Genomic DNA, 22,249 nt, shown 5'->3' with positions numbered 1-22,249 from the left:
TCCCGCCCGGCCGGGTTCAGCGGCTCGGGTCGGTCCTGGCGCCGCCCCTCCGCTCCACGAGACTGTTGACGAGTCCGGCGGCGGTCGCGGCGTCGTCGACCACGACCAGGGTGCGCGCGCCGTCGCGCCGGTTCAGCACCAGGGCAGGGCCACCGCGCAGGACGAACCCCCGTGCACCGCGCAGCGGGCCGAACACTGCCATGCGGTATCCGTAGCCACCGAAGTGCCGCAGCGGTGCCACGTCGGTGACGGAGGCGGAGGCGATGTCACCGAGCCGAGTGTGCAGGTGCGGCCACCCGAACATTCCCGCGACGGTGACCCCGCGGGCGTCGACGGTGACGCGGATCGAGCAGGTCGCAGCCACCAGCACCGCGAGCAGCACGGCCAGGCCCAGCAGGATCCACAGCCGGGTCAGCACGCCCATCGCGGCGACGAGGCCGATCGCCGCGACCAGCGCGCTCGTCGTGACGTTGCCGGTGGCCACCGAGCGGGTCCACACCACGAGTTCGTCTGTGCCGACCGGAATTCGTGGTGCCTCCGCGGCCGGGGGAGTGGCGGGTCCCCGCGACCACCGTGGTATCGCCGCGGCGGCGGCCCCGAGGGCGAGGCCGACGCCGAGTGCGGCGAGGAGCGACGTCCCCGGCGGTGCGGCTGCGGTGGCGTCGGCGAGACCCCGTTGCGAGCCGGTCGCCAGCACGATCAGGGTGGTCACGAACGCGACGGTGCCGGTGACGGTCGCGGCGACCGCGCGGGTGAGGGCGGGGTCGGCGGCGGCAGCCCGGGCGAGACCGAAACCGAGGGCGGCGAACAGCGCACCGAATCCCAGCACCAGCGCGATGGTTGCGGGGAGTCCGGCGAATCCGTCCGCGGTGCCGTCGAGGTTCCAGTGCGTCGCGATCGGATCCGGCAGTTGCGCACGCCAGTTCCGGAGCACGAGCGCGCCGGCGGCGGCGACCCCCAGCGGGGCGACCGTGGAACCGAGGAGGATACGGCCGGCGGGGCGCCCGCCGGTGCCGGGATCGTCTGTCATCTGTACTCCGCTCTGATCAGGTCGACGAGGCCGTCGGCGCTCAGCCCGACGCGCTTGGCGTGCGCGACGACCTCAGCGACGGCGGAATGAACGGCGGCATAGCCGGTTTCGGCGCGATCGGTGACGACCGCACCGCGTCCGCGACGCAGCTCCACCAGGCCTTCGTCGCGCAGCTGCTGATAGCCCCGCAGCACGGTGTGCACGTTGAGGCCGAGCGAGGCGGCCAGGTCGCGTGCACCGGGAAGGCGCTCGCCGGCTCGGACCTCGCCGCGGGCCACCGCGCCGCGCACGGCCGCAGCCAGCTGCACGAACAGCGGGTCCGGCGAGTTCGGGTCCAGTCGAATTAGCACGGGACCCAGCATATTGTTCTATTTGAATTAGAACAAGCCCGAGTTGCACCAGATTAGTGTGCCAACCCTGACCGGGGATTCGCGATGCCGAGGGAATCGAGGATGTGCACGGCGTCGTCGGTGAGCGGATCGAAGGCGGTGTGCTCGTGGCCGGCGATCGTGATGGTGACTTCCTGCAAGGGACGCAGGGTCCGCACGATCTTCCGGATCGACATCCCGGTCGCGTCCTGCAGATAGCGTGAGATCGCCAACGCGGCGAACACGATGGTCAGGTGCGCCTCGATGGAATCGCGGGTGTGACTGAAGATCGGGCGGGCCCGCAGGTCGGTCTTCGACATCCGAAACGACTGCTCGACCTGCCACAGATCGTGATACTTCGCCATGACTTCCTGTGGATTCATCAGCGAGACAGGCAGGTTCGTCACGTAGCCTTTCAGACCGATCAGGGAACGCGCCCGGGCCAGAGCATCGGTATCGAGGGATTTGCCCTTCGCGGTGCTCTTGACGAACCGCGGTGCTCTAGCAGCACGGGTGCCGTCGACGACCCCCCGGGCCCGGGCTTCCTGCGCGTTCAGCGTCTGGTTGTCCCGCATGGCACGCTTGGTCGAGTACGCCCAGATCGTCCGCCACGCCGACGTGTCGGCCGGCGCCCACACCGGCTCGCCGCGACGGGTGAGGTCGTTGACCGTGCTCTTGGCGTGCCGTGAGGTGACGGTGTCGATGATTTGCCCGTCGGTGAACACGTCCCCGTTCCAGTGGAAATGACTGGCCAGATCCGCCGGCGCCTTCGTCACCCGCGAACCGACGATGAACTTCAGCCCGGCGGCATCGAGATCCTTGAGATTCGTCGCCGACAACATCCCGGCGTCGGCGGCGATGACCATCTCCACCCCCTCGATATTGTGGCGGACCTGGAACTGGCGCACGATGGGCACGATGGTGCGGGTCTCGGCGTGGTTTCCTTCGAAACATCCGATCTCCAAGGGGAATCCGGTGCGATCGACGAGCAGCCCGACGACGATCTGCGGGTCCACCCGCCGCTCCTTGGAGTAGCCGACCTTACGGAGCTCGTCTTCCTTCTCCGCTTCGAAATACAAGGTCGTGACGTCGTAGAGCAGCAGGTTCAGATCCCCCGCGGTGGCGGCATGCTCCCGAGTTAGGACATTACTGGCGGGTAGGAAATCGTTCATGCCTGCTACCTGCGCATTCGCGACGTCGCGGAGGCGGTTTGGGACACTAACGCCGTCGGTTCGGGCGGTGGAATTCGCTTCCGACCCCTGGCCTCGATGCTGGTCGTGACGACCTGGACGGCGGGGAGTCAGCAGTTGTCGACATGCCCTGGGCCTCGGATCTCACCACTGTCGAAGATTCGGGACTGAGTTCAGCGTCGACACTCTGGCCGCCGAGATCCTTAGCGATTCGACCTCTTATTTCCGTTGGGGTGGTGACTTTTTCACCGATAGACATGTCGTTGGTGCGGCTACAGGCAGTCGTTCCGCACACCGGAGCGCCGGCCGGCGGGCATCGACAACGGTCCACCCGGCTCGCCGAGCCAGGCCTGCCCACCATGCTCATAGGGTGGCGGTCGCCCGCTGCGTTCAGGACCACACCGCCCTCGTCATCTCGGAGTTGGCCATGCAGCTGCGGCCACCACCGCGAACCTCGATCATTGCGTTCAATCGTGCTGACCACGACTTCCACTGCAGATCTGGTCCGCTGAACAGGGCATTCTCGGCCGGGTCAGGTTCGAAGCGGGACACTTAGAGCATGTCTCATGTGGAGAGCTTCTTGAAGCAGGTGAGCGCCGCGGCGAGTTGCAGGAAGCCGGTGAAGTGCTCGGCGTGGCGTTCGTAGCGGATTGTGAGCCTGCGGTAGCCGGTGAGCCAGGCGAGGGTGCGTTCGATCTTCCATCGGTGCCGGCCGAGGCGGTCGTTGCGTTCGATGCCGCGACGAGCGATCCGCGGGACGATCCGGCGCTCCCGCAACCAGCAACGGTGAGCGGCGGAGTCGTAACCTTTGTCGGCGCGCAGGCGACCCGGTTTGCGTCGTCGCGGCCCACGACGGGACCTGACCGCGGGAATGGCCTCGACCAGCGGCCGCAGCATGGTGCTGTCGTGGGTGTTCGCTGCAGAGACGCCGACAACCAGCGGAATTCCCTCGGCCTCGGACAGGACGTGGATCTTCGATCCTTTCTTGCCGCGATCGACCGGGCTGGGCCCGGTCAAAGATCCCCCCTTTTCGCCCGGACACTCGCGGCGTCCAGGATCGCTGCCGACCAGTCCAGCTCACCCGAGCCGCCGAGTCGATCGAGCACCTCGCGGTGCAGTTTCTCGAACACCCCGCGCGTACCCAGGCCGTGAAGCGGCGATGCGCGGTCGGGACGCTGACCCCGAACGACGGCGGCAGGTGCCGCCAGGCGCAGCCGCTGGTCAATACGAACACGATTGCGGTGAACACCGCCCGGTCGTCGACCGGCGCACTGCCACCACCCTGCGGTCGGGGGGCGAAGGCCGGAATCAGCGGTTCGGCGATCTCCCACAACGCATCCGGCACCAACCGGATAGACAACTCGTCAACCACGAACTACATCATGCATCACAACCCACTTCATCCACGTGAGACACGCTCTTATTGCCGTTGTTGAGTGCCAGCATGTTCTGTTGGCCAACCGACTCGGACCTCTTGAGGCCCTCCTGAACCTGCTCGATGGTGTCATCGTCGATGCCCTCGAGCAGACGATCGGCCTCGCGCCACGCCTCCTCGGAGGTATCACGGGTGATGGTGTGCATCCGGATGCCGAATTTCATCTGGCGGCCCTGCTTCTCGGCGAGCTCGCGGATCCAGGCGATCTTCTTTGCCACGGCATTCGGGGGCTCGCCCCACGTGAGGTAGACGTCGGCGTGCTTGGCTGCCACGTCACCGGCCGCAGACGAGGAGCCGCCGAAGTAGATCTCCGGAATCGGGTTGGGGATCTGCTGCAGTGCTGCACCCTCGACCTTGAGGAACTCACCGTCGAAGGTCACGGTCTCTCCGGCCCACAGCCGGGTGACGATCTCGAGGAATTCGTCGCAGCGGCGGTAGCGCCCCTCCTTGTCGGCGAAGTCGCCATAGGCCCGTTGTTCGTGGCTCTCACCGCCGGTCACCACGTTGAGAAGCAGCCGGCCGCCTGACAAGTTCTGGAACGTCGCAGACATCTGCGCGGCCAGCGTTGGCGATGTCATGCCCGGTCGGAAGGCGACCAGGAACTTGAGCCGCTCCGAGAGCGGCGCGAGCATCGCTGTGGCCAGCCAGGCATCCTCACACCAGGCGCCAGTGGGTGTCAGCGCGGCCTCGAAGCCGAGCTGCTCCGCACTGCGGGCGACTTGACCGAGGTAGGCAACCGATGCCGGCCGGCCGGCCGTGCCGTGCTCGACTCCGTGGCCGCCACTGACAACGTGTCGACCGTCGCCGCCGTTGGTGGGTAGAAACCAGTGGAACTTCATGTCAATGTCCTAATCAGTTCGGGGAGTGACGCCTCGAAACCACTCATAGTTGTCCATGATTGGGCGGTAGCGTGCGGTCCACGACCCAGCGGCCGAGGTGCTGCACCTTCCACGCCGCAGGATCATGGAGCGTGTGCGTACGCGCATTACGCCAGTGCCGATTGAGGTTGAGAGAGTCGAGGGCCGAGCGGGTGCCACACACCTCGAAGAGGCGACTGGCGACCTCGACCGAGACGGCAGTCGACGACGCGCGGCTCGCGGCGACCGCAAGGCTCGCGGCACCGGCCGTATCAGCGGTGAGATCGGCATTTGCGGCGTCGACGGCTGCCCCGGCTTCGCGGAGCAATGCCTCCGCCCCGCGTACGGCGACCTCCATCTGCCCCAACGCCTGCACAATGAGCGGGTCGTCCGCTGCGCGATCGACACCGGCGTCGGGAAACGGCCTGCTCTTGGTTCGCACGAACTGCGCCGCTTCATCGACCGCCGCCCGGGCGATCCCGACATCGAGCGCCGAGTGCAGCAACTGCGCGAACGCACCGTAGGTCTGGGGGCGGTCGAAGGTCAGATGGTAGGGCGTGATCCGATCGGCGGTCACCTGGACGTCGATCAGCTCAACCGTGCCGGCCGCGGTGGTGCGTTGGCCCATGCCGTTCCAGTCGTCGATCACCGTGACGCCAGGCGCTGTGCGCTCGACCCAGGCGACGTGGAGCGGTCCGTCGACGTCGAGGTGGGTGAGGACCGGGATCCAGTCGGCGAAGAGAGCGCCGGTGGCATAGCCCTTGATTCCGTTGAGGCGCCAAATTTGTGGACTTGAGGCTTGCTCCGCCGACGTCTCCACCGCTGCAGGATCAGGGGTGAGTGTCGTCCGGATGTCTCGAACATGCTTGGTGCCGATCTCCGATTGGGCGTTGCCAAAGCGCTTCCCGTCGAGCACTTCGCGGAAGAAGAACTCCTGTTGGGCCGGGGTTCCCTGCTCACGCATCGCGTTGACGTAGACGAAATGGCTGTGGGGGATCTGCGCGATGCTCGGGTCTCCGCTTGCCAGGATCCGGAAAACCTCAGCCACCATAGCCGCGGGCAGCTCCGAGCCGCCGTACTCTCGGGGAACGGTGATCGCGAGCAGCCCGGACTCGGCGAGCTGGTCGAGCTCGGGCCCAGGCAGTAGTCGCTCGGCATCGCGCCGGGCGGAGGTCTCCGCAAAGCCCGCCGCCAGGGTGTGGGCGACCGCGACGGCTTGCGCACCGCTGAGCCTCGGGCTGGTGATTGCCAAGTCAGCGACGGCGGCCATGCGTCCTCCGCCTTGGCGCGCCGTGAGTGAACTGTGGGCGCGCTGGCAGTGAGTGCCCTCCGACGGCGGGGCTCATCGAAACTCCTTGATTGAAAACTTGCGTCTGTTAACCAATGGAGAAAGCTACTTGAAGCCCCGGGATGCCACCACCATTTGTGCGCCAGGAATTACGGAGGGGGTGACAGGTCATGGCTATCGCCATCCGTCAGTCTTTCCGGACACTCGAATCGAGAACCCACGGGGCATCCGCACAGACTGGGACGTATGTTGCGGCGCGAGAAACGCACTGCCACTGTATTTCATACTTCTTCAGTAGACTTTAAGCACAAAAGTAGATGTCGCACCGAAGGATCCCGACGGCAGGTCTTGCCGATCAGGGCGCACGGACTCGGCACAACCGCAGGAGACCCCGATGCGCATCGAACAACTTGAGTACATCGCGGCCGTCACCGCCCACGGGTCGCTGCGTCGCGCGAGCGAGGCTATGAACATCTCCCAGCCGGCACTGAGCGAGGCGATCACGAGGCTCGAGAAGGAACTCGGCACCACACTGCTCGATCGGCGACGAACCGGCTCACGTATCAGCAGGGAGGGTCTCGAACTGCTCCAGAATATGACCGATGTCATCGAGGCCGTCGGCAGGCTCCGGCAGGCGGCCGGCGACCAGGGGGTGCGGATGCGAGAGATCCGCATCGGCACGGTCAATACAGCCTCGTCGACCCTGCTCGTCCCAGCGTTGCTCGACTTGCGCGTCCGGCACGGCTCCGGCGGGGTCGAGGTCATCAACGCCCAACAGAGCGAGATCCACCAGGGCCTGGCCGACCCTGCGTGTCAGCATGAGTTGAGTCCACTGGTTCACAGCAACCCCGCCTGCAGGGCGAGATACGGATCAACCCAACGATGACGATGTCCACCCCTACAGCGGTCGAGGACAATGACCGCATGGTCTCCACTCACCCCCGAGCCGACGGACCCCGCCGGCGCGTGTTCAGCCCCGCCGACAAGCTCTCCCACCTGGACGCGTACGAACAGGCCTGCGAGACGAACGAAGGCGGGGCATACCTGCGCCGTGAAGGCCTGTACTCGTCGCTGATCAGCGAGTGGCGCAAACAACGCGACGCCGGCGTGCTCGACGGCAAGCAACCCGGCACGAAGATCGGCAAACTCACCGCCGAGCAGGCCGAGATCGCCCGACTCAAGCAGGAGCTCGCCCGCGCAAACAAGAGACTGACCACCACCGAGGCCGCACTGGACATCATGGGAAAAGCTCACGCTCTCTTGGAATCTCTCTCCGAGAGAGCGGATTTCGACGACAAGCCGAACAAGCGCTGACCGTAGCGTGGACCGAGCTGGCCGAAGCTGGGGTGTCGACGAGGACGGCCAGCACGCTGACCGGTGTGGTGCGTTCGACCGCAGTCCGGCGGCGCACCGCAGCCTCCGCGCCGACACTCGACGTCGCCCACGGGCCCGCGACCGAGCCGGCGAACAAACTCACCGCCCTCGAGCGGCAGCAGATCCTCGATGTGCTCAATAGTGATCGGTTCGTCGATCAGGCTCCGCTCGAGGTGTATGCGCAACTGCTCGACGAGGGCATCTACCTGTGTTCGGTGTCCACGATGTACCGCGTGTTGCGCGAGAATGCGCAGGTCAGCGAGCGTCGCCGGCTCGCGAGGCATCCGGCGAGGACCTGCCCGGAGTTGGTCGCGACCGCGCCGCGGCAGGTGTACTCGTGGGACATCACGAAGCTTGCCGGGCCGGAGAAGGGCCGCTACTTCGATGCGTACGTGATGATCGACATCTACTCGCGGTACATCGTCGGAGTCCATGTTCACGCTCACGAATCGGGTCTGCTGGCGCGGGAGTTGATGGAGCAGATCTTCGCCGTACACGGGATTCCGCAGGTCGTGCACGCTGACCGTGGTACGTCGATGACCAGCAAGTCCGTCGCCACGTTGCTGGCTGATCTCGAGGTCACCCGTTCGCATTCGCGGCCGCGGGTCTCGAACGACAACCCGTACTCCGAATCGATGTTCAAAACCCTCAAGTACGGGCATCGTTTCCCCGAACGGTTCGGATCCCTCAGTCAAGCAAGGGAATTCATGATCGAGTTCACCGACTGGTACAACCACGAGCACCGCCACACCGGAATCGGGTTGCACACGCCCGCCGACGTCCACTTCGGCCTGGCCGCTTGACAAGCTTCCCTACATATCAACTGTGTGAGGCCATGCCGGTGTCACCAACGTCATGCCCTCATACAGCTAGTGGAGGCGGTCAACGATGGATATGTAAGGAACCCAATGTCCGCCCGCGCCCGAGCATCAGAGTGGGCCTCGGACAGCAGACGCAGTTCGGCACCGCGGCGGCGCCGAAGATCCTCGACCTACCCGACACCGTCTACATCAACCGGCCAGCCGACCATCCCGAGACCACAGTGGAGGACGAAACGGCAGCCGCCTGACACCCACTGGACTCAAACTGCTTGACACATTCCGGAGTCGGAGATGAGTCGCCGGGCACTGGTTGCGACCGTGCGAGGCTCGCATATTGGAACTCCGCGCGTGGCCTCTTCGCGGCTGGTCGCATCCATTGGACGCCGGGCATCGGCAGAACTACAGACCACCATGAGCATGCATCTGTCGAGCACCAGTTCGTACCGGCCGTTTACATAGAAATCGTTTCTCAGTGGCACCATGTGCCACGGGACCAACTGTGCCGCCTCCCCACACGGAACGGTGCGGACGGTCAGCACCTCACCGGAGGCGATTCGGCGGTGGCCGTCGGTGATCATGGACTTTGCGACGAAGTTCGACAGATCCAGCATGTGCCAGCCGGACTGGCGCCGCGGGCCGAACAGTCTCAGTGTCAGATCGAAATCCGACATTCGCCAGCGCGAGGCGCGAAGATCGGCGCGCATCGCGGACAACCTGCGAATGGTCTCATGATCATCCTCGATCTGCACCTCCCATCGTCCGGCCAAGCCGTGATAAGCCGATACCCAGAAGCCATCGAATCCCGCGATAAACCACATGGCCTCGCCGGCCTCACAGCAGGCTTCCACGCTCCGGTAGTCCCAGATGTCGAACTCATGGAGGGGATCCTGCGGTTTGATCCCCTTGAGTCGACTCTTGATGTGGGCGTACACCGCTCGTGGTTGGTTCAGGCTCAGAAGGCAGTTGACGAACCGGAGGGAGAGGCCTGTTGCTTGGAATGATCGATACAACTCGGCGAGCATGCGCGCGCCAAGTTCGTGCGTCCTGCCTTCGCTGAAGGTCTGCAGTTCAAACGACCACCCTATCAGGGTCATCCAGGCCGAAACCCGCCATTGGAACGCCTTTTCCGGATGTGATTTGTCATAGGTGTCGGCGATCAACCGGTCGCACCAGAGCAATTCGTACAGGTTACCTACCTCGAGCCTCAGTTTGCGGGCTTGGAAGAGCAGACCGAGACGCCTGACGTTGGAGCGTTGATGAATGGCTAGCGACTCATAGCAGTGTGCAAGGCCGATTTGGTAGCGCGTGATCTCACCATCGTCACTGTGTATACCGATTGCTTCGGCGAAGTCCGCTTCCCCACCCTCCAGATCGCCTTTCAAGAACTTCATCGTGCCTCGCAGGGCAATGGCACTGGCAAACCTGTGTTGTTGGCCGGCTTCGAGTTCCGGGATCATGCGCCAGTGTTGAATCGCTTGTTGCAGTTGTGCTGTTGCTGATCGGCGGTCACCTGCCTCGACTGCGCTCATCGCATAGCACTGGCGTGCCCGGGCAGCTTGCTCGGCGATACCGGGCAGATACTCGGCAGGAAACCATGCCGGGGGGTTAACCAAAATCTCGATCGCTGATAGGTGCAGGTCCAGCGACAACTTTCTCCTCGACTTGTCATCCATCGATGCAAAGTCGGCCGCTTTCTCCAACTGTCTGCTGACCTTGCGCGCTGCGTTTATGAGAGGACGGTCCGTGGGGGCTGGCACGAGCGTGCATCCGTCCATTGCCGTTGATCGTCTGATCGGCTGGGCGAAGTAGAAACCATCGCCCAGCGCGACCTCGACGACACTGGCGCCGGTTGCCCCAGGCTCGTCGGTGAAATAGAACCAATCGGAGGACACCGCGTGAGCGACACCGTGTACCGCGCGAGCGAAGTGCTCGTAGCCGATGGGATGCTCAAGGGACGTGGCGGCCTCGATGGCCTGCATGTACCAGGCGTAGGAGTCGGCGGGTGCGTCGAACTTGAGAGCCTCCCCAATGTTGTAGGCGGCCCGCATGACCGCGACGGGATCGTCGCGACGCTTGGCGTTCAGCCACAGTTTTTGCCACACGCACGCGGCATCGAAGTCCCTGCCAGCTTCGATGTAGGCATGCCCAAGATGTTCGAGAACGATGATGTGGTCAGCACCGCTTGTCTTGGGCAGCATGACTCGAAGCTCAGCAATTCGTTTCGCTGATCGGTTCCGGACGGACATTTCTCGGTCAGGACATCTCGAAGAGTACTGATTCGGCCGAGTAGGACTGCGTCCGCGCCGACTCGGAGCGGATCTCCGTCCGCTTGCGCCCTGACGGTGACCCAGAGATCCAAAATCCGGACGGGTGGCAGAACAGTTTCACCAAGTGAACAGCAATGCAAAAGGGCGTCTTCGACATGATGGAAACCCGTCGCCCTGTCTTAGTGTGATTTTCGACGCGCACCTCGCCGAGGTCTGCCGGCGTCACTTCGATGTCGATTCCGCTGGAATTTTCGACTGTCAAGCACAGCTCGCGGGCATAGTAAGCACCCAGGGCAATGTGGATTCTTTCGTTCACTGCGAGGTCAGCTGAGAGAGGGTAACTATAGTTGAGATCCGCATTGCGAATCCAACGGTCGACGTCAAGCGTGTTGGCGCTCTTTAAGGTCACGCCTTGGTATGAGAGGGTGGCGGCGGCGTCCTTTCGCGTGGTGCCCTTAAGGGTCACCTCGTAACCGAGCGCTTGAACTACCTGGTTGAGTGCGGACACCGCGAGTCCGATGCGTTTTGTTGATTGACCGTTACCAGCGATGTCGCTGACGCGATCAGTCGAGATCCTGACTTCCTCGGCGAGAGGAGTCGTCCCGTCCAGGACCTGGGTGAGGTCGCCAATCTTCATCATGGACTGCTGGTGCTGCGAAAACACGTCGAGCGGATTCAAGCCAGTTCTGGGTATTGCCGTGGGGACGAAACCGGCAGGGAGACGTAAGCCCGTTGCATGTGCGAAGTAGCCCAATTCAGCCTCTTTCCAAAAGGGCATGATGTCGGTTGACATCGAGCCCGCTTACAAGTCTTAGGTCCCTTGGAACCGAATTCGAAAACTCTCGTCGAGACTTACTCACCTGATTTAGGGGCTAACCGTGTTGCGATAACAGGAAAGTGACCCGAAATGCGGGTTGTCAAGACTCACAATGTCCACTGGGCGAGGGCACGTTCCTAGTGCGTCACCCTACCCACTTCTACCCCCACCTGTCCGTCGACACAGCCACATCATCAGGTGGCAAGACTAGATCAAAGTAAATACCAACGGCATTCGTTTGCCCACAACTCTCAGGGCAATTTCGGTCAGACGCCAGCCCGCTCACCTGCACGGATCCGGCACCGACCTACCCCGCACGCCCACCAACTGTCGAACTCGGGCTCAATTCGATAACGGATTCCCGGCACGGGGCTCTGGCGACCAAGGTTCGTTAGAATACTTTGCCCGCACCCATGAGAGGCTGTGAACCGTCCCGGGGTGGTTCAGTTGCTGTGCGGTCCACCTTCAGTGATGGCATACAGAAAAGGGCATAGGCCCGCCAACTGGGATCTACTCTATCGGTTTGAGCTCGAGCCGCGAGCCGTGCGGTTCGGACTGCCTGTGCCGGACTGCATCCCACAGCCAGGGATGCGAAGAACTCCGCGGCGAAGATGCGTGCACAGTCGTCGGTTACCGGCCATCGGGTGCCCAAATAACCCGCGGCGCCTTGACCCAGCATGGTCTCGAACCATGATAAGCGTCGAAAGAGCCCGGGTTCGGCGACCGCTGTATTGCACCCGTTGGCGAACACAAAGACATCGGCGAAGTTATTGGCGCAAGCAATGAGGGTTGGCAGGGTGATCTGCTCACCCTCGAGGGTCAGATCACCCTTCATGACGAGCTCGCCGGTGCCATCATCGATCTCGCCATGCGCCGCTATGTAGGCCACCCCGTACTTCGAATTGAAGTTGGTCTTCTGCAGGTTGGCGGGAGTGAGGCTGATCGCGTCAACACCGGTGCCGGTACCCGACAGGGCCTCAGTGATTACACCCTGATCATGCGCAAACTGTGAGTCCGGGCGGCTGGCCGTCAGCACGGCGACCTTGGTCAGGGCGATACTTTCAGGTGGATCGAAGTCCGCTGGTATGACGGTCATCTCGAATACCGAGCCGAGCGTGTCGGTGCAATCGGGAGCGAGGCCGATCGGCAACGCCTCCCACGGGATCGACATCTCGTTGGTGAGCACTGCAAGCCTTGGAGTACCCGAGTGAGCGAGAGCTCCCGACTTGAGGCGATCAGCTTCCAGCGACTTCGCGATCGAAACCATGATCCTGTTGACAGAATCGCCAAGTGAGGCGAGAGTTTCGCCCACGTCGTATCCCGGTGCCACGAGTTCCGCTGCCCTCGCCCTGATGTCCGCCATGCGGACATCTATGTATGCGCTGGGTTCGCTCTCGATCTCCACATCTAGAAGCGTCATTGGCGGTCCCGGCGAGTCGGCCAACCAAAGATCGACCACGAAGCGCTTTTCGCGCCGCAACGCAGAGAGGACGACATCCGCATCCAAACGACCGATCCTCTCGCTGATCGTGGCGACGTCGAATGGGGACGGCCGGCGATCAGTCGACGCGGGGTCCAGAAACGCGAGACGATAGCTGACCGTGACGCAGGGTTGATTCTGCCGAAGCACTCGGACGTAGACGCGGCCGGTATATGGCGATGCGTCGGCTCTGAAGTCAACGAGATAGGTGGACTGGGTCGCGGAAACCTCGCCCGGGATCTTGACGGTCGACGGATCCGCGAAAATATCGACATCGATGTCTTCGGGGTTATTGTCCTTCACTTCAACGCTGACCATGAACTTCTGACCGCAGAAGACTTCGTCAGGCATTGTGATCGTCACCGACGGCGCATCTTGGAGGTCAACCGTCGCGGCGCCTCTGACCGCCCTGATGCGCCGTGTCCGACGGGAGGGAAACGGAATCTCCGCCAACTCCTTATCACTCAGTGCAATGAGTTCCGCGCAGCTGGGTATCTGATTCTCACGAGCCAGCGCCAAACCACCGATGATGTAGCTGTGAAGGTCGGGATCGGGGTTCACCTTTGCGAGCGCTATAGCCGACTTCACCAGCTGCGAAATCACGTAGTTTTTGCCGTCCTTAGTCAGATCACCGAGCTCATCAACCGCCTTCAGCAGGTGCTCGATGCAAACGCTCCCGTGCGATGACTCGCGTTCCTCCTCGCTGTCAAGGGTTGCCAGCATCTCGTGGATGTGGCCGAGCCACATGTTGTGGTGCGCATTTGGGTGAGACGATCCGCTGCTGTCGATGGCAAGTTGATGCAAGGCGGCATACAGGCGGTAGTAGTCGCGTCGACGGTTGTGCGGAAAGTACCCTGTCAGCTTGTAAGATTCGGCCAGAATCTTGTCCAATACGTTCGAAGAGATACCGCTTAGCAGCTGCCCCTGATCGGTGTCGGAATCCCTCCCGCGCACGGCCAGCTCATAAAACGTGTAAATACACACCAGTCGCTGCTCGTCGTTCTGGAAGTTCGCCACTCCGAATGATTCAGCGCATGCAAGCGGACCTGTCGTTTCGATTTCGATGTTCACGGACTTGACGTAGTCGACCACGATTTCGAACGTGCTCGGGACGTCGCCGGTTTGCTTGATCAGTTCCAATATCGGCCTAGGGTTGATAAGGCGCGACGGAAACCTCAGGTTGGCGGATGCGATCGACGTGCAGAGCGCACCCAGCTGTTCGCCAGAGAACTGTGCCAAGATGCCGTCACGGTAGACTAGTTTCGCGAGAGCTTGAACATTCGAATCTATTTCCGCTGGGTGCTCTCGGGCGGAGGCGGCGTCCGCCAGGTGTTGGGCTGCATCGACGATGTTGGCTGGCATGCCCATCTCGGACGCTGTCGCCATAGCAGCCGACAGCGGTGACTTATCGCCATTTGAGGCACCCGGCGCGGATTCGTTCATGTATCGTCCTTCGCTCGGCGGTCACGAAAGCATCGTGTTGTCGTCGATCATGCCAATGTCCGAAGTCGGCTGCGGTCAAGTCCCGTGAGGTGGTGTACGGCGTGTCGCGTGATTCCTCGGGGGTGATGGCTATGCCGTCAAAGCAGGTGTCACCTCCTCAGTGGAGTTGGTGATGGTTTCGGTGTCGTCGTTGCAGGGAACCCGTCTCCGCCAGGGGAAACGCCGTAGTCCCGGTTACCGGCCACGGCTGCCGGGGAAACGCCGTGGCAGGTCTCCGACAGTCGGTCCACCCGTGACAGCGGCGTGCTCCTGGCCGCGGTTGAGCCCAGGTCCGCGTCGGCGGATAGGCGTACGAACCCGATCACGGATCCGGGGTTTCGTTGCCGGGAACCGGCCCGCCGCCGCCGGTCCCGATTCGACCGGGCCGACGTCAGCGCCGCTTCTTCAGCTTTCCGTGCTCGTTGACGCAGACGGACAGGTCGGTTCCGAAGTCTTTGATGGTCGAACCGTTCTCGTCCTCGACCCACCACCGCACCAGGGTTTCTCCGTCTCGGATGATGTTCCCCACCCAGTATTCGAGGTGTTCCTTTGCCGAGTGGATCGACTCCGGCAGAGCGTTCGGGGAATCGATGGTCGCGAGGACCCCCTTCGTGTAGAGGTTGTTCTCGTCTGGCCTATGAAGATGACTCGACACTGGATTCGGGAGTCGGGCGGGGGCTTCGCTTGGCGCGCCGCCAGTCGCGCGACATCACGGAACGCAACTGCGGCGCGGGCCGCTGTGATGACGTCGAGGACCGGGCCAGCGGTGGTGTGCGCGACGTTCATCGGCGGCGCCCACTGCGTGATCGGCCGCCTCGACATCGGCCGGGGCCGGGTGCAGGCACCATGAGAGCCGCAGCTGGGTGTGCATCCACGCGGTCAGGCGGATCTCGTCCTCGTCGACGAGGACGACGCGGTCGGTGCGCCGGGTCTGGTAGTCCTCGGTGTCGAGGAGCAGCCCGGCGAGGGTGCGGCGCAGGTGATTGCTGTTGATCCGCCGGCGCAGGTTGGTGGCGAGACCGACGTAGAGCAGTCGCACCCCGGGCTCGGTGGGGTGCGCGGGCCCGGGGAGCTGTGGGAACACCTCGGGAGCCGCCCACCAGGCGTACAGGCCGGACGCGGCAGGCAAGGTGTCCAGGTCGTCGAGTGCGTGTGGGGGGGTGGCGCTGAGCGCGGCGATGGTGCCGGTCGGATCGGGCGCGTCCGGTGTGGGTGAGGTCTGCATGGGCGCCAGTGTGCCCCGTGCGGGCGACACACTGACTTCCGAAACCGAGCGCGACCGGCACCGTCGCCGATGACACGGCCCGGCAGCATGTTCGGGGCTGGTGGCGGCTACATTTCCGGTGGAGCAGGCGACCGCGAGGAGGGGCGAACGATGGGCATGAGGTTCGGCAGCACAAGCGATGAACCAGACGAGATCTCGGAGAAGCACCGCGCGATGATCGCCGAGTACCGTGCACACACGCTCACAGACGAGGACATCAGGCGCCAGGACATGGAGGACCGAGGCCCCGCGTTGGAGGACATTGACTGGCACGAAATCCCTGTCGGGACTACTACATAGCTCCCGGTGAGGACATCTACCACTAAGCCGTGGTATCTCCCTGAATGGGGGGCAGCCCGGCGGGTGTCTTGCCTGGAGCCTGGTGTACGGATTGGGGGCGTCTGCGCTGATTTGTGCAGGTGGTGGGACGCAACTGCCAGGTCAAATGAGAGCCTGTGACGCATGAGTTCTCCGAGCCTTGGGCGGTTGCAGATTGTCCCGCCGCGTGTGATCTGGCCTCACGAGGCGATCGACTTCACTCCGTGGCTGTTGCAGAACGTGGATGTGCTCAGTGACCTGTTGGGCATGGACCTGGTACTCGCCGCGGCGGAGCACCCGGTTGGTGACTTCAGCCTGGATCTGAAGGGATACGACGAGGCGACCGGCGAGGTCGTGATCGTCGAGAACCAGCTGGAACAGTCCGATCACACTCACCTCGGGCAGATCATCACCTACGCCGCGGGAACCGACCCCACGACGATCGTGTGGGTGACCACCGGGTTCCGGCCCGAGCACCGTGCCGCGATCGACTGGCTCAACCAGCGCACCGACGAGAACACCCGCGTGTTCGGTGTGGTCATCCAGGTCGTGCAGATCGGGGATTCGCAGCCGGCGCCCAACTTTGATCTTGTTGTGCAGCCGAATGACTGGGAGAAGCAGGTCCGTCAGGCGGCATCGCCGCGCGCTGGTGAGGCATCGGCGCGGGTGCGTCGCTACCGGGAGTTCTGAGAGGCCACACTGGCCCGCATCCGCGCTGAGCATCCCGCGTGGACGAGGTCCCGAACCACCAGCCAGTCCTGGTGCAACACAATCGTCGGACTCGGCGGAGTCGTGCTGTCGATGGCATGGGTGAACAGATCGCTGGTGGCGCAGTTCTACTTCGAATCCCCCGATGCCGACCTGAACCAGGCCCGGTTCGACTGGCTCCACGACCGACGCAACGCCTTCGAGGCTGCGCTCGGTACGACCGCGGTGTGGGATGCGATGGCCGGGCGGAAGGGGGCCCGCATCATGGTGATGTCACCGTTCGACGACATCGAGGACGTGGATCGGTGGCCAGCGATGACGACCTGGTTGATCGAGCAGCAGATCCGACTACGCGAAGCGCTCGCGAAGGTCGGCGGGGCCCCGCTCTGCGGAATGTCATCCCGCACTGAGTCAGTCAAACGACGCGATGGTGAGCCCATCCAGGGGAACGCCTTTCGTCGTCCACGGGACTGCTTTCGTTCCTGACGACCCGCACCGGGTCAGCCCAGTACGCGGTCGGTCGATGACAGAATCGAGGCTGAATCGCCTACGGTCGTTTGACGACGAGGATGTCCTCGCGCAGCTTCTTGTTGGTCCTGCACAGGTTCGCTTCCTTTACGATCTTGAACACCCCCTTGTGGGCGTCGTCGTACAGGACCTCGAACTCGCCGCGCTCCCAGGTTGTGAGGTAGCTGTACTGGCCGCCCAGATCGTTCAGGGTTTCCACGATCTCGGGCGCGGTGGGAGCTGCGATGTGGAGCAGTTGAACAGTGAGATCCGCGTCCTTGCTGGTCGTGGCTATCCGGCGAATTTGCTCCACAGGAAGGCGAGTGTTGCTCTGGATTGCAAACCGGGCCGCGGCAGCCAGGGCCTTGCCGTCGTCGGTCGGGAGGAAGTTCGCCAGGTCCTGGAGTATCTGCTGGCCGATCTTGCTGCTGGTCGCGGGATCCTCGAAGAGGTCGGTGACCATCCCGTCCACCAGGTCGGGGGTAATGAACTTTTCGACCTCGTTCGAGGCGACGATGGCGGGCCCGAGGGCAGCCCATCCGCCCTGGCGAAGGTGTGTGAAGGTGGCTGCGTCGTCGGGAACCAGGTCGTCCTTGAGGAGGAGCGCGAATAGGTTGCTCTTCTCCGGTGTGATCTGCGTGGCCGGGAGCCACTCTTTGAGCTCGAGGCTTTGTACGAGCTCGACTCGGTCCTCGGGGAGTGGGATGCCACGCGTGGCTTTGAGCACGGCGACGGCGGTCTTGGCCGCAGCCTCTTCGTCGTGGGGCTCCTTCGCCCCGTCGTCGGTGTAGATCACGCCGCCGTCGAGCAGGAGCTCACCGAGCTTCTCGTCGATGTCTCCGATCTTGGCCCGGTACGCGTCGATATTGGCCAGCGACGCACGGAACAGCTTGGCTGAGGCCAGCGCCGGCCAGGTCGAGGGCGGTGCGTCGCTCAGGTGCCGCAGCGAGCTGTCGGGTGACGCGGTCGAGGTGAGCCGCTCGAGTGTCTCGTCGTCCTCTTCTGTTGCCTTGAGTGCGTCGAGGAGTGTCTCAGCGGTCAGTGTCGAGTGGTCGGTGTCGTCGTCGGATTCGACGGCGTCGAGGTAGATGCTGAGGTTGGACAAGCAGTACTGATAGATCGTGTCGTTGTCGTGAATGCTGTCCAGCGTCACCTGGCCGGTGATGTTGAGTGCCGTGCGCAGGTTGTCGGCGGTCAGCTCGTACAAGTTGTTGTCCACGATGAGTGTCCGCAGCACGTCGTGTACGCCATCGAGGCTGGGCAGAAGCACCTGAGCGCGTCGCAGCACGGTCACCACCGGGTCCAGATCAGACCTGGTTCGGGGCTCGGTGAAGACTGGCATCTTCTTGTACTGCGAGACCAGGAAGTCGCCGACAGCAGACCCGAGGTCGTAGGCGCCCGCAGGGTCGGCGGCCACGAGTGCGGCATCTACGAGTGCCGGACGCACATCGGCAGGCACGCCGTCGTCGGAGACGAGGTAGGCGAACACATCCCGCCACCGTCGGTGGCTTAGCCGTGCTGCCAGTCTGGTCCGCTCCACGTTCGAGGTGAAGAAGGCTGCCAGGAACTGTTCCGCTTCGCTCCCGAAGTTCGAGGTCAGGTGCTCAACCACCTCGTCCGCCCGCTCGACGTCCTCGACGAGAAGGTAGTCGACGAGCTGAACGTTGTAGGCGCTGATCGTGCGAGTGAAGTCCTCGTCAGCTTCGGCCAGCAGGTTCTTGAACGCACCCGGGCTGGTGAATTGGTAGTTGATGTCCATGCTGTTGGTCTGGACGGTCTGCACGATGAACGTCGCCACGTCGATGCCAGTGAAGTCGCCATAGAACTGCGCGGCGTAGAGGGTGAAATTCCGGTCGATGTAGCCCTGCTTGATGAGGTCGCGTGCCAGACCCGAATTCAGGGTCCTGTCCACGAGTGCAGCGAACGTCAGCACCTCGTCCTCGTCCTCGTCCTCGTTCGGGACGGTGATCGTGAACTTGCCGGCGTTGACCAGGTCCCGGAAGTCGGCGCCGCGGAGTTCTTCGATGTCGTGGTCGAGCTGCTGAAGTCCCTCGTGTAGCGCCTCGGTGTTCCTGTCCTCCCACCGACCGAGTAGGGCTTCCGGGAAGAGGTCCTCGAGATGGTTTTGGGACAACGTGATGAGGTGGTTGTGGCTGCCGTATTGCGGGTTCTGCGTCGCTTGGAGGGTGATCGTGGGTGAGGTGACGACGGCGTCCCAGAACGCGGGGGTGGTCACTTGGGCAGAGTCGTACGTGTCCGATCCGACGGAGAAGCACAATTGCCAGTCCACCCCAGCACGCTGGTCACGTTCGGCCTTCCCGATCCCTATCAGCCGTCCGCCTAGCTGCTTCGCGAACGGGTCGACTGCCGGCGGTGGCGTAGCCCCTGCTAGCAGGTCTCGCTTGGTTTGCTCGCGGTCCGCGACCGAGGTTGCGACGAGCTTGCGGTGATGGTCGTACAGGCGGTCGAGATTGCTGGAGCGCCGCGAGATGTTCTCGAAGTCCTTCAGGTGGAAGTTCTTGTAGGCGACCAGTGCGAAGAGGTGGCTGGGAGAGAGCTCGGGTGCGACCTTGCCCGACTGCAGCAGGCGTTCGGCGAATACGAGGTACTCGTTGCGCATGTTCAGAAGGAGGCGCTTGTCGGTGGCGTGTTTGGCGACGAGTTCGACCAACGAACGGTCGATGCCGGTGACGTCCGCCTCCTGCAGGAGCTGATGGAGGTGTTCGCGGGCGGTGCGGTGCGAGATGAATGGCACGATCGGGATGACAATTTCGAAGAACTTGGTCCTGTTCGCGCGGACGGTCTCGGCCCGCGCGGCGTCATCACCCTCCTTCGCTGTGTCCTCGCCGATCTTCTCGAACAGGCTGTCGCGCATTGCGTAGATGAACCGAAGCGGCTGCTTGTCATCCTTGATCTTCTTGAGCCGCTTCGGGGTGTTGTTGAGGAGGGTGTTGAGCTCACGAAGCGCCTCGAAAATCTGGGCGTTGTCGTAGCGGTCCAAGTCCTCGAAGACGACGATGTCCGTGGCTTCCTGGTCGAAGAAGCGGACGATCTCGTCGAGGTGCTCGTCGAAGTAGGTGTGGCCCGGCTCCGACAGTGTCAGGGCCGCACCTGCCGCGGATATGTTGGAGACCGTGAACCGGTTATAGGTGACTATTCGCAGAACCGAAACCACCACGACGAGTAGGACGGCCACCGCTGTCCACACCAACGCCTGCTTGAGACCGGAGTGATCAGGTCCGGTTGCGATCTGTGAGGGCAGGCGCCCGAGCAACGCCAGCAACGCCCCGATCACGCCGACGAACAGGATGGACTCAAAGACCGCCCGCCACCGCGGCAGGGGGCCACGCAGGCTGAACCGCGAGTGGCGGAGTGTGCGTGGCTGGGCGCTGTAGATCAGTTGCTTGAGTATCTCCTTCTGGAGGCGGTTGGTCAGCGACACGTCCTCTGTGTCGGGTGCCAGGGTGGATACGGCCAGCCGCAGCGTTGAATCTGCATGCTTCTCCTGGAACTCATCGAGCACGCTGGACTTACCGGTCCCGTACGGCCCGCTGAGGGCAATGTTGCGGTTCTTGGGATCCTGAATCGCCTTCTCCAGACGATCCAGATAGGTCTTGTGCTGGGCCTCCTCGTAATGCGGCGCCAAGGATTTCAGCACCACCTGGGCCGCGGTCTTGCTCGGCGCCGTGTGCTGCACAGTCGTGGCTGCAGCGGACGCACCTGCAAGGGCACTTGACGATTCTCCAGGAACGTCCGCGCGGCGCTCGACGTCGCTCGCTGACTTCCTTCCGTACTGGGGTCGACATGCGATGACGGCCTGCTCATACCACCGGGCGAGCATCAACGCGTCTCGCTGATTGAACTGCTCCACGCGTGCTCGGGGTTCGCCACGGTCTCGTGCTCGATCCCCGTGGGGATGTGGCCTCTCGGGAGATCCGGCGAGTCGGTGTCTGGCTCGGTCATGCCGAGAATTATCGGTGGTGGCCCGGACACGGACCGGAGGTAGCCGACTTCGACCACCTCGCGTCGCTCGTCATCAGACGACTCGCCCTCCAGTGCTCTTGGGGGCAAAAGTGGCCGCCAAGCAGGGCAAGGATGAGCGGACACGACAGGGCTCACTCGACGAGGGGACGTGTAATTTACGCATTTCATGAGCTATCTCGCGGACTGTCAGCTGTATGGGCTGAGCGTTGGACCGCTCTCAATGCGGCTCAGTGCTGGCCCGGCATGTCGACCTCGTCGGGTGTCTGGTGGGGCGCTCGATCCGGGCGAGCTGCTGCCGGAGTGCTCGGCGGCCAGCGGTGGTGAATCCGGTTCCGACGTGGCCGATGTAGACCAGACGGTGGTCATCGTCGTAGGTGCCGAGGAGCAGTGACCCGACCCCGTCGCGGGCGGTGCCGGTGCCGTCGACCCAGCCGATGACGATGGCTTCGGTGTTGTTCCGGAGCGGTGTCTTGACCCAGGCGGGGGAGCGGCGGCCGGGCCGGTAGGTCGAGTCGACGCGTTTGGCCACCACACCTTCGAGTCCGTGTTCGCGCGCGAGGTCGAGCATCTTCCGGCCGTCGACGTCGGTCTGGTGCGGGGGAACCTGCACCCGCGGCCCCGGGGTCACGAGATCGGTGAGCATCGCCCGGCGCTCGAGGCAGGGCAGGCCGGTCGTCGACTGGCCGTCGACCTCGAGGACGTCGAACGCGAAGAACGACACCGGCGCTGCGGCGCGGAGCTGCGCGGTGGGCCGCTGTACGTGCATGCCGCGTTGCGGCCGGCTGAATGACGGCCGGCCCTTCTCGTCGAGGGCGACGACCTCACCGTCCACGATGCCTTCCCGGCCCCTGAGCGCGCCGGAGAGCACTTCGGCGAGTTCGGGGAAGGAGTTGGTGGCCTCGTTGCCGTTGCGGCTGAACAGGCGGCACTCACCGCTCCGGACGACGGCGATCGCACGTTGTCCGTCCCACTTCCACTCGAACGCCCACCCAGAGCCCGTGGGCACATCGCCGAGCGTGGCCAGCATCGGTGGGGGCGCAGTCTGCGCGGAGGGCATGC

15 protein-coding genes and 4 pseudogenes are annotated in these 22,249 nt (G+C 63.6%); 5 read left to right on the top strand and 14 right to left on the bottom strand.

Annotated elements, in window-relative coordinates:
• Positions 1 to 16 precede the first annotated feature (16 nt).
• The 6 genes and pseudogenes from LZP97_RS12535 to LZP97_RS12510 form a co-directional block, all read right to left on the bottom strand.
• Entirely contained in the window at positions 17 to 1,030 is a 1,014-nt protein-coding gene (locus tag LZP97_RS12535) for a DUF1648 domain-containing protein (RefSeq protein ID WP_017679987.1), read from the bottom strand.
• Entirely contained in the window at positions 1,027 to 1,380 is a 354-nt protein-coding gene (locus LZP97_RS12530) for a GntR family transcriptional regulator (protein WP_010591941.1), read from the bottom strand. The genes LZP97_RS12535 and LZP97_RS12530 overlap by 4 nt, the downstream gene beginning before the upstream one ends.
• A 53-nt stretch (positions 1,381 to 1,433) precedes the next feature.
• Positions 1,434 to 2,528 (bottom strand): annotated as a pseudogene (locus tag LZP97_RS12525) (IS1634 family transposase); the annotation flags it as partial.
• Positions 2,529 to 3,152: 624 nt separating this feature from the next.
• Positions 3,153 to 3,960 (bottom strand): annotated as a pseudogene (locus LZP97_RS12520) (IS5 family transposase).
• Between the two features lie 47 nt (positions 3,961 to 4,007).
• Positions 4,008 to 4,862 (bottom strand): annotated as a pseudogene (locus LZP97_RS12515) (LLM class flavin-dependent oxidoreductase); the annotation flags it as partial.
• A 43-nt stretch (positions 4,863 to 4,905) separates the two neighbouring features.
• Positions 4,906 to 6,150: an SfnB family sulfur acquisition oxidoreductase gene (locus LZP97_RS12510; RefSeq protein ID WP_048773938.1), complete on the bottom strand. Its 1,245-nt coding sequence runs from the start codon at positions 6,148 to 6,150 to the stop codon at positions 4,906 to 4,908.
• A gap of 412 nt (positions 6,151 to 6,562) precedes the next feature.
• Here LZP97_RS12510 and LZP97_RS12505 point away from each other — a divergent pair, with 412 nt between their 5' ends.
• The 3 genes and pseudogenes from LZP97_RS12505 (at position 6,563) to LZP97_RS27275 (ending at position 8,611) form a co-directional block, all read left to right on the top strand.
• On the top strand, positions 6,563 to 7,054 hold the full coding sequence (locus tag LZP97_RS12505; protein WP_234575046.1) for a LysR family transcriptional regulator: 492 nt from the start codon (positions 6,563 to 6,565) through the stop codon (positions 7,052 to 7,054).
• Positions 7,055 to 7,092: 38 nt separating this feature from the next.
• Positions 7,093 to 8,339 (top strand): annotated as a pseudogene (locus LZP97_RS12500) (IS3 family transposase); the annotation flags it as partial.
• Between the two features lie 137 nt (positions 8,340 to 8,476).
• Positions 8,477 to 8,611 carry a hypothetical protein gene (locus LZP97_RS27275; RefSeq protein WP_267966394.1) on the top strand — a complete coding sequence of 45 codons (135 nt, stop codon included), beginning with the start codon at positions 8,477 to 8,479 and terminating at the stop codon, positions 8,609 to 8,611.
• A 12-nt stretch (positions 8,612 to 8,623) separates the two neighbouring features.
• Here LZP97_RS27275 and LZP97_RS12495 read toward each other — a convergent pair whose 3' ends face one another.
• From LZP97_RS12495 to LZP97_RS12475, 5 genes are all read right to left on the bottom strand, one after another.
• Positions 8,624 to 10,561 carry a hypothetical protein gene (locus LZP97_RS12495; RefSeq protein WP_234575044.1) on the bottom strand — a complete coding sequence of 646 codons (1,938 nt, stop codon included), beginning with the start codon at positions 10,559 to 10,561 and terminating at the stop codon, positions 8,624 to 8,626.
• Between the two features lie 55 nt (positions 10,562 to 10,616).
• Complete coding sequence (locus LZP97_RS12490; RefSeq protein ID WP_152693038.1) at positions 10,617 to 11,423, bottom strand: hypothetical protein; 807 nt, start codon at positions 11,421 to 11,423, stop codon at positions 10,617 to 10,619.
• 415 nt (positions 11,424 to 11,838) lie between these two features.
• Positions 11,839 to 14,370, bottom strand: coding sequence for a CHAT domain-containing protein (locus tag LZP97_RS12485; protein WP_082170423.1), 2,532 nt, complete (start codon positions 14,368 to 14,370; stop codon positions 11,839 to 11,841).
• Positions 14,371 to 14,800: 430 nt separating this feature from the next.
• Positions 14,801 to 15,064 (bottom strand): hypothetical protein, encoded by a 264-nt coding sequence (locus LZP97_RS12480; RefSeq protein WP_162919259.1) that lies wholly within the window; start codon positions 15,062 to 15,064, stop codon positions 14,801 to 14,803.
• A gap of 54 nt (positions 15,065 to 15,118) precedes the next feature.
• Positions 15,119 to 15,634: a GIY-YIG nuclease family protein gene (locus LZP97_RS12475; RefSeq protein WP_234575042.1), complete on the bottom strand. Its 516-nt coding sequence runs from the start codon at positions 15,632 to 15,634 to the stop codon at positions 15,119 to 15,121.
• A gap of 501 nt (positions 15,635 to 16,135) precedes the next feature.
• Between LZP97_RS12475 and LZP97_RS12470 the strand changes: the two genes are divergently transcribed.
• Both LZP97_RS12470 and LZP97_RS12465 read left to right on the top strand, forming a co-directional pair.
• On the top strand, positions 16,136 to 16,681 hold the full coding sequence (locus LZP97_RS12470) for a hypothetical protein (protein ID WP_234575040.1): 546 nt from the start codon (positions 16,136 to 16,138) through the stop codon (positions 16,679 to 16,681).
• Positions 16,682 to 16,690: 9 nt separating this feature from the next.
• On the top strand, positions 16,691 to 17,185 hold the full coding sequence (locus LZP97_RS12465) for a DUF4268 domain-containing protein (RefSeq protein ID WP_308072472.1): 495 nt from the start codon (positions 16,691 to 16,693) through the stop codon (positions 17,183 to 17,185).
• A 61-nt stretch (positions 17,186 to 17,246) separates the two neighbouring features.
• On the opposite strand, the gene LZP97_RS12460 is transcribed toward LZP97_RS12465, so the two are convergent.
• From LZP97_RS12460 to LZP97_RS12455, 3 genes are all read right to left on the bottom strand, one after another.
• Positions 17,247 to 21,077, bottom strand: a complete 3,831-nt coding sequence (locus LZP97_RS12460) for a YobI family P-loop NTPase (protein ID WP_152693037.1) — start codon at positions 21,075 to 21,077, stop codon at positions 17,247 to 17,249.
• Positions 21,047 to 21,169: a hypothetical protein gene (locus tag LZP97_RS27270; protein WP_267966393.1), complete on the bottom strand. Its 123-nt coding sequence runs from the start codon at positions 21,167 to 21,169 to the stop codon at positions 21,047 to 21,049. The genes LZP97_RS12460 and LZP97_RS27270 overlap by 31 nt, the downstream gene beginning before the upstream one ends.
• Before the next feature lie 238 nt (positions 21,170 to 21,407).
• A complete protein-coding gene (locus LZP97_RS12455; RefSeq protein ID WP_234575038.1) occupies positions 21,408 to 22,247 on the bottom strand; it encodes an ATP-dependent DNA ligase in 840 nt (279 codons plus the stop codon).
• Positions 22,248 to 22,249 lie beyond the last annotated feature (2 nt).

This window comes from Rhodococcus sp. DMF-1 (assembly GCF_021441945.1).
In the GTDB taxonomy this organism is placed as follows: Bacteria; Actinomycetota; Actinomycetes; order Mycobacteriales; family Mycobacteriaceae; genus Rhodococcus; species Rhodococcus ruber.
This window is presented reverse-complemented; position numbering and strand designations above follow the sequence as displayed.